General features: G+C 58.4%; 3 protein-coding genes and 3 pseudogenes. 3 read left to right on the forward strand and 3 right to left on the reverse strand.

Going from position 1 to position 7,147, the window contains the following annotated elements:
* From NKI19_RS32360 to NKI19_RS32370, 3 genes and pseudogenes are all read left to right on the forward strand, one after another.
* Positions 1-503 (forward strand): PALP domain-containing protein (locus NKI19_RS32360; RefSeq protein ID WP_502899376.1); only part of this gene is annotated, 503 nt, incomplete at its 5' end.
* Positions 490-3,189: a lyase family protein gene (locus NKI19_RS32365; RefSeq protein WP_352567675.1), complete on the forward strand. Its 2,700-nt coding sequence runs from the start codon at positions 490-492 to the stop codon at positions 3,187-3,189. The genes NKI19_RS32360 and NKI19_RS32365, both read left to right, overlap by 14 nt.
* 365 nt (positions 3,190-3,554) lie before the next feature.
* Positions 3,555-4,555, forward strand: a pseudogene (locus NKI19_RS32370) (gamma-glutamyltransferase); the annotation flags it as partial.
* On the opposite strand, the gene NKI19_RS32375 reads toward NKI19_RS32370, so the two are convergent.
* From NKI19_RS32375 to NKI19_RS32385, 3 genes and pseudogenes are all read right to left on the reverse strand, one after another.
* Positions 4,444-4,944, reverse strand: a complete 501-nt coding sequence (locus tag NKI19_RS32375; RefSeq protein ID WP_352951286.1) for an Lrp/AsnC ligand binding domain-containing protein — start codon at positions 4,942-4,944, stop codon at positions 4,444-4,446. The pseudogene NKI19_RS32370 and the gene NKI19_RS32375 sit on opposite strands and share 112 nt — an antisense overlap.
* A 1,153-nt stretch (positions 4,945-6,097) precedes the next feature.
* Positions 6,098-6,241, reverse strand: a pseudogene (locus NKI19_RS32980) (transposase); the annotation flags it as partial.
* Between the two features lie 264 nt (positions 6,242-6,505).
* Positions 6,506-6,797 (reverse strand): annotated as a pseudogene (locus NKI19_RS32385) (IS110 family transposase); the annotation flags it as partial.
* Positions 6,798-7,147 lie beyond the last annotated feature (350 nt).

Raw genomic sequence — 7,147 nt, forward strand, 5'->3', positions numbered from 1 at the left:
AAAAAGCCCCTCGCGCGCGCCTGATTGGAGTGGACACCTTCAATAGCGTCATTTTTGGCCAACAGGATGGCGAACGGAAACTGCGGGGGCTGGGGAACAGTCTTGTGCCCAAGAACGTGAAGCATGAACTCTATGACGAGGTGCATCTCATCTCGGCTCCGCTCGCATTTGCTGCAATGCGGACCCTCCACGAGCGCCACGCCGTTTTCGCCGGTCCGACCTCTGGAGCGAGCTACATCGTGGGGCGCTGGCGTGCTCGGCAGTGTCCAGAAGAGACTGTAGTCGTCATATGTCCTGATGAAGGCCACCGCTACGTCGAAGCTGCATACGACCGCGAGTGGCTAAAGCAGAACGCATGTCTAAACGACAGTGTTCTGCTGGGCGCGCCGGCCACCGAAAATCACCCCTCGACCGCCCTCCCACCGTGGAACCGATATCTTTGGAAACGGAGAACCCGGGAAGCTGTCCTGAGCCTTTTGGAGAAGTTTGATGAACCGAGGTAGCTTCCTTTTCGTGGAAAGCAACACGACGGGCACTGGCGAACTATTGATGAAGCGGGCCCGACTCCTGGGCTTTGAGACCTACCTTGTTACCCGCAACCCTGCGCGCTATCCGTTTCTTAGGGACTCCCTCGCCCAAGTTATCGAAGCTGAAACGCGAAGTCCGGATGAACTCATTGGGGTCGCCGCCAAATTAAGAGGGCTGGAAGGAATATATTCATCGTCGGATTATTTTGTGGAAGCAGCGGCAAATGTCGCGACGGCGATTGGGCTGCCAGCAGCGAATCCGGACGCTATAGCTACATGCCGGAACAAATGGCAGCAAGCGGCCGAGTTGCAGCGACAATCAATCACGATCCCTGAAACTCGGCTGGCCACTTCCGTCAGGGATGTCGAGAATATTCTTGCCCAAGCTACTCTGCCGGTGGTTGTCAAGCCGGTGTCCGGAAGCGGTAGTAGCGGCGTGAGGTTGTGCGCTACTGCCGCAGCCGCCATCAAGGCGTTTGAGATTGCAAGGGTCGCACTGCTCGATCAAGTGGATCTGTCCAGTCCCGACATCCTCATCCAGCAATATGTCGAGGGTAAGGAATACTCGGCAGAGATAATTGCGTGCGATGGGATGATGCATTGCCTTGGAATTCTTGCCAAGCACAAAGGCCCGCCTCCCTGCTTCGTCGAGGTGGGGCACGACTTCCCGGCCCCGCTCTCGGAGCCGTCGCTCCGGGGATTGTCCTCTTTTGCCGTGAGCGCGGTATCGGCTCTCGGCCTGGAGTTCGGACCGGCTCATGTAGAGTTCGTGATAGCGGAGTCGGGCCCAGTCATCATTGAGGTCAATCCCAGGCTGGCTGGAGGAATGATTCCGGTTATGCTGTCGCATGCCTTGGGCACGTCAATCCTTGACATGGTAATTAGACTTTACGCGGGAGAAGGGTTCACGCCTCCACGGGCGAGCGCAAGGGCGGGAGCCATCCGTTTCCGACTTGCTCACACGTCCGGGAAGCTCAAACGCCTGGGCTTTTCTCGAAATCCAGAAACTACAGTGCCTGAAGCGGGTCTTCTGAAATCTGAGGGGGAGAAAGTTCGAATAAATGGCGACTTTAGAGACCGGGTGGCCTACGCTATAGGCGTCGCTGATGAACTCAATGCCGCCGCCGCGGCAGCTGAACGGATGATCGATTCCATTGTGATGGATATTGAGGCGGCTACCGGAGAGTCGGACGACAAGCAAGAAGCTGGGTCAAGCCAGGGCAGGTGGAACCTACATCCCGAAGCGATGAAGTTGCTCGCTCCGCCTATCGAAATCTCGCGTGACGGTCGCCTTCTGCAGCACCAAGCGAGCATAGACGAAGCACATCTGGTGATGTTGGCGGATCAGGACTTGGTCAGCCAGGCCGCCGTCGCCGATCTCCTCAAGCACATCTTGGACCTCCAGGACGAGGGCTTTCAGTCTTTGGAGGGCCGTGATGCTCCGCGTGGCCTCTATCTGGCCTATGAGGCCGAACTTGCCGCGAGAGCTGGCCCTGAAAAGGCCGGCTGGCTGCACCTTGCGAGATCCCGCAACGACTTGAACGCGACCATTTCTCTCCTGGTCCTTCGGGAAGCTGCGTGTTCCATTTCGCAAGAAATAGGAACTGCACAAGATGCCCTCCTTCAGCGAGTGGAAGAGGCATCGAGACTTGTGGCTCCGTTGTACAGTCAGTACCAGATCGCGCTCCCTGGGTCGCCAGGGCATTACCTGCTCAGCGTTTTCTTTGCTCTGGGGCGCGAGCGCCAGCGCCTCCATTCCCTGCTGGAAGACATCAGGAACTGCCCTATGGGCGCTGGTGCCGGCGGAGGCACCAGTATGCCGATAGATCCTTTGAAAACCGCAAATCTTCTAGGATTTGAACTGCCGTCGTTCAACTCACTTGATGCGGTCGCGAGCCGAGACCATCACCTGCACGGGCTTTCAATCTTTGCTAGCATCTCAACCTTGCTCAGTCGTGTGGCCCAGGATCTGCAAGTCTGGACGACTCGTGAGTTCGCTCTTGTCGATATTCCTCACTATCTTGCCGGCGGCTCTTCCATGCTTCCGCAAAAGAAGAACCCATTTCTACTTGAACACATCAAGGGGTCGGCAAGCACCGTAATTGGCGCATACGTTTCTGCTGCAACAGCTATCTGCAAAGCGCCTTTCAGTAACTCGATTGAGGCAAGCAACTACGGCTGCTCTCCTCTCAGGCTTTCAGAGGAGGCCGTGAAGAGGGCCATCATCCTCACATCGCTTATCGTGAAATACATGTCGTTCAACGGGAAGTCTATGCGCGAACATCTGGAAGACGGGTCATCAATGACGGCCGTCGCCGCCGAACGGATGGCGTCGCGAGGCGTTCCTTTCAGGAAGGCCCACACAATAATTGGCCAGATCGCCAGCCGCCTGTCTCAGGATAACTCCGTTGAGCAGCGCCGAAGCGAGTTGGCCAGCCACCTCGCTGGGGTATTACCGGCTAGTCTTGAAGAGTGCAGAGATGCTCTGCAGTTCGGCGGAGGATCCGGGCAAAGATCAATCTGCGAGCAGGTTTCCATAGCAGTAACACTTTTTCGGGACATGCAGCTCAAATGCGAGGACATACGGGAGCGCTGGGCGCATGCTGAGATGCATCGCAAACAGAAGGTGAAAGAACTCATTAACAAGCACCGGACTGCCTGAAGTTGTGTATGTTGGGGCGTCCGCTGCTGGATCGAGTGGAGTCTAGTCTTAGTCTAGTGACTACTTGCCTCCAGTCTATGTCGTTGTCGGTATGAGGCCAAGCCGCGCCGGTGCATAACGACCCATTGGAAACGCCGCCCGATCATCAACACGCGGCGGCTGTCAGATCGCCAATGCCGGGGGCCATCGGCGTCATGGCGCGGCAATCACCTCTGGGCGTTGAGCGCCCGGTCCGGTGCCGGCGACGATGCCGCTCACGGCTTCGTCCCACGGTCTCGCAAACTCCACTGTCACACTTCGTAGTGTCACAACACTGCAACGTCATCATGTCGATATTTCCAGGTCCCTAAATTGGAGGTAAATTGATGCGGCATACTGGCTGGCGCTCTCATGCGAGGGCCACATTCACTTGTCAGAAAGAACCGGCGACCGGTTCGCGAGGCATGGTGGTGACCAATCACCCGCTCGCTTCCGCCGCGGGGCGGAAATGCTCGCTGCCGGCGGCGACGCGATCGACGCTGCCATCGCGGCCTTATTTACCCTTTCGGTCGTCGAGGCGGTGATGGTGGGGGTACTGGGTGGGGGCATGGCGCAGTTTCGTCTCGCGAACGGCACGCATCACGTGCTCGACGGCATGAGCATCGCACCACTCGCGACCGGCCCCACCACCTACACGCCCGACCCGAAGGCCGCGCCCGGCAAGATGGACACGGTCGGCCGCCGCAACGCCGTTGGTCCCACGGCGGCCGCTGTTCCCGGCGCTCTGTTGGGCTGGTGCGAGGCACTGCGACGGTTTGGTACCTTCTCATTGGCCGGCGTCATTGAGCCCGCGATCCTTCACGCCTCGCGTGGCTTTCGCGTCGGCGCCCGCTACATCGTCCCAGGCACCGGCATGATCCCGAACAACTACATGGCCGTGTTCGACCCACGTCCGGGCTGTGCTACCTCGGTCGCACCCGGCAATCGCGTGATCTCGTCGATGTCTCCGGTGATGGTGCTGCGCGACGGCAGGCTACGCTACGCGATCGGCCTGCCCGGCGGGTTGCGCATGTTCCCTTCGTTAATGCAAGCTCTGTCGAACCTGATCGCTTATGGCATGAGCGTGCAAGAGGCAGTGGAGGCGCCGCGGCTTTGGACGCGCGGCGATAGGGTGAAGATTGAGGCTTCGGTGCCGGAAGGTGTGCTCGCGGCATTGCGCGACCGCGGTCACGATGTGGCGACGGTTAACAGCGTTGGCTGCGGCATGAGTGGGATTCAGTTCGAGGGGGACGGCACCATGACCGGCGCCGCGTGCTGGCGTGCCGACGGTACGCCAATTGCGCTCGGCGGCGGGTTGGCGCGGCGCGGTGTATGGTTCAGGCCGGACCAGGCGCGGAACTGCGCGCGGCCGGCGTCTGGCCGCTCCGGCGCGCCGACGATCGGGTGATCTTCATGCAAGTGCCATCGAATGCTGCATGTCGAAGTACGAAGCCGTGGCTGAGCGAAGGTCTCCAATATCAGCGGAACGACGAAGCGCAGGCAGCCTAGCATGCGCGCCCGGCGGATCCCGGCGATCATGCACTCCATTGGCTCGAGATCAAGCGCGATCATGCTCTTAAATCTTCGAACATTAGGGTTAGTGTAGAGCTTCGTCTTGACGAAGACGTCTAAGGCCTCGACGTCTTCGCCCGCCAGGATCTGGATGAAATCGGCGTCGCCTATAATCAGATAGCCTTGAGTAACGCCTTTGGCCACCCGCATGTCGCTTGAAGTCATCAACAGATTGAGCTTTGTCGAGCGAAAACCCGTGGGCCCATGGGCGCACCAATGCGTTAAGGTTGTGATTCCCGGATCGTTCTGCGCGGACAAATTAACTTTCCTGGTGTGAGGAAGGAGAAGAATGGCGCCGGCTATAGCCGTGAAAATTCGCTTCGGTACCGCGCCGGCCGCCACCAGCCTGCGGGCGGAGCACGGTGGAACCGTTTGTGAGCTATTGCAGCAGGCGCTGAGTCAGATTACGGCCGACCCGGCAGCGCGGCTGGTCGGCACCAGTTGGGCAAGCTCATGACATTGCCACCGCTCCGGCGCTCCTCAAGGGCATCGACGGCGGCGACATCATCGCCGTCAGCTATGGCAGCAATGATTTGTGCCGGGTCATCGCCGACGCCGGCATGTTCACCGATTGGGAAAAGGAGCACGTTTAACCGGACTAGATATCTCGCCCGATCTTGCTAAGAAGAGCCGAAACAGAATGCGACTGAACGCGGGTAAGCGTTGAGGATGTTCGTGGCGACTATTCGCCCACTTCGCTGGCGAGATCGGTTTGACGCGGCTTTTCTGTGGTACACGACCTTTGGCTATTTCGATGATGCGGGCAATGAGAGCGTTCTTCATGAATCCGCCGCAGCGGTCGTTTGCTGATCGATCAGCTCAATCGCTTCTCTTCGCTACGCGACAAGTCGCCTATCTACGAGATCGTGCAACGCAACGATGATCTAAGAATCGACATCATCAACAACGACGCGCTTAACCCATCGTCGAAACGGCGAAAGGATCGTCGTCCGCAATGGACTTGCTAGACGAACGCATCTTTCTTTCAGACAGTACGGTTTTCTGAATATGTTCGCATGTTGCGAAGCGCAGGGTTCGAGGCTGTTGAAGCCTATGGGCAGGAAGGCGGAGAGTTCACATCCTATGGCCCGCGCCTGGTGGTCGTCGCGTACAAGTAAGTGGGCGTTCAAGGCGATGGCGGACTGTACAGCCTAGATGATACTCTGAATAGCGAGTTGCGGGTCGCTTGAGGAACTCCTCGTCGATTGTGGTATCGCGGGATTGACATGGCCATATACCTGCGGCGATAGCCCGCCCCTCTCCGAGCAGGGACTGTCAGGGATCTTGTGCGTGAGGCCGGTTGTCGTCGTTGGCTGACGAACCCTTCGCCGAAGACGACGGCGAATTGTGTTCTGGCCTGGAACCACTCGCGCGGGGCGCGTTTCCATTCCTCGGCGGCGTGGTTGCGAACCAGATATAGCAGTTTCAGCGCCGCGTCGTCATTGGGAAAGTGACCGCGCGTTCAAGGAAGAGGGAGCCGATGGACCTGTGATTGGGATGGCGTTTCGATAGCGCGTGTCACAGCTCTAACATGATCCGGTGCGGGCCGGCATCAACGACGTGCAGACACTGTCGAAGACACATGAAGCGATCCCAGGGCCAAAGACCGAGATCCAGCACCGTATCCCTGAGGCACTACCTGCCGCTGTATTTTCCGAGATCGATCGCTTCCGGGGAACAGCCGCAGCGTCGCCTGGATCCCGAGCTTGGGATCACCTGTGCTTGGATCTCGTGTTCGGGCCAGCGCCAGCGACGACACCAGCCGCACCTCAAACCCGCTTGAGCAAGGCGCCATGCTGTCGGTCGTTGATAGTTCCCGCCTCAAAAGGCGCAAACCACAGGGCGGCCGCACGCCTGCAGCACTTCGATCAGACGATCATGCTCAGCACGGGTGTTAGGACCAAAAGGCGACACCGGCGCTAGTGGCCTGATGCTTCGATCAGAACTTCATTGCGCACCTCGGCAATGTCCATCGCTACCAGCACCGCGGCGGTGGTTGTAGAATCTGAAGTGGTCATGGTCGGGCTCTCCGGAATAGGTTATGAACATCCACATTCTAGAGAAACTTTGACTGGCCATGTGCGGTGCGCGCCTGCAGCGAATTATATGAGCGTCGGTGCATCGCAAGACCCTAAGGTGGCTATGATAGGTGTGATAGCCAATTTCTGGGCAAACTGTATATGTCAAAAGCCGAGAAACCTGCCATCGTCCCCCGAGAACAACTCACTTGGGTGCGCAGAGGATTGGGTGCCAGAGGATCCCGAAAATGGCAAAAAATTCGTTCGCTGAAACGATCAGGTCGGGAAAACCGCAAATTGGCGTCTGGATGCAAATTCCGCATGTGATAGTCGCAGAGACATTGGCGCAG

It is taken from the genome of Mesorhizobium sp. M0751, from assembly GCF_040320265.1.
In the GTDB taxonomy this organism is placed as follows: domain Bacteria; phylum Pseudomonadota; class Alphaproteobacteria; order Rhizobiales; family Rhizobiaceae; genus Mesorhizobium.

Coding starts and splice junctions, on each gene's coding strand:
- NKI19_RS32365 (WP_352567675.1), top strand. CDS start 490: ATGAACCGAGGTAGCTTCCTTTTCGTGGAAAGCAACACGACGGGCACT.
- NKI19_RS32375 (WP_352951286.1), bottom strand. CDS start 4,944: ATGACTTCAAGCGACATGCGGGTGGCCAAAGGCGTTACTCAAGGCTAT.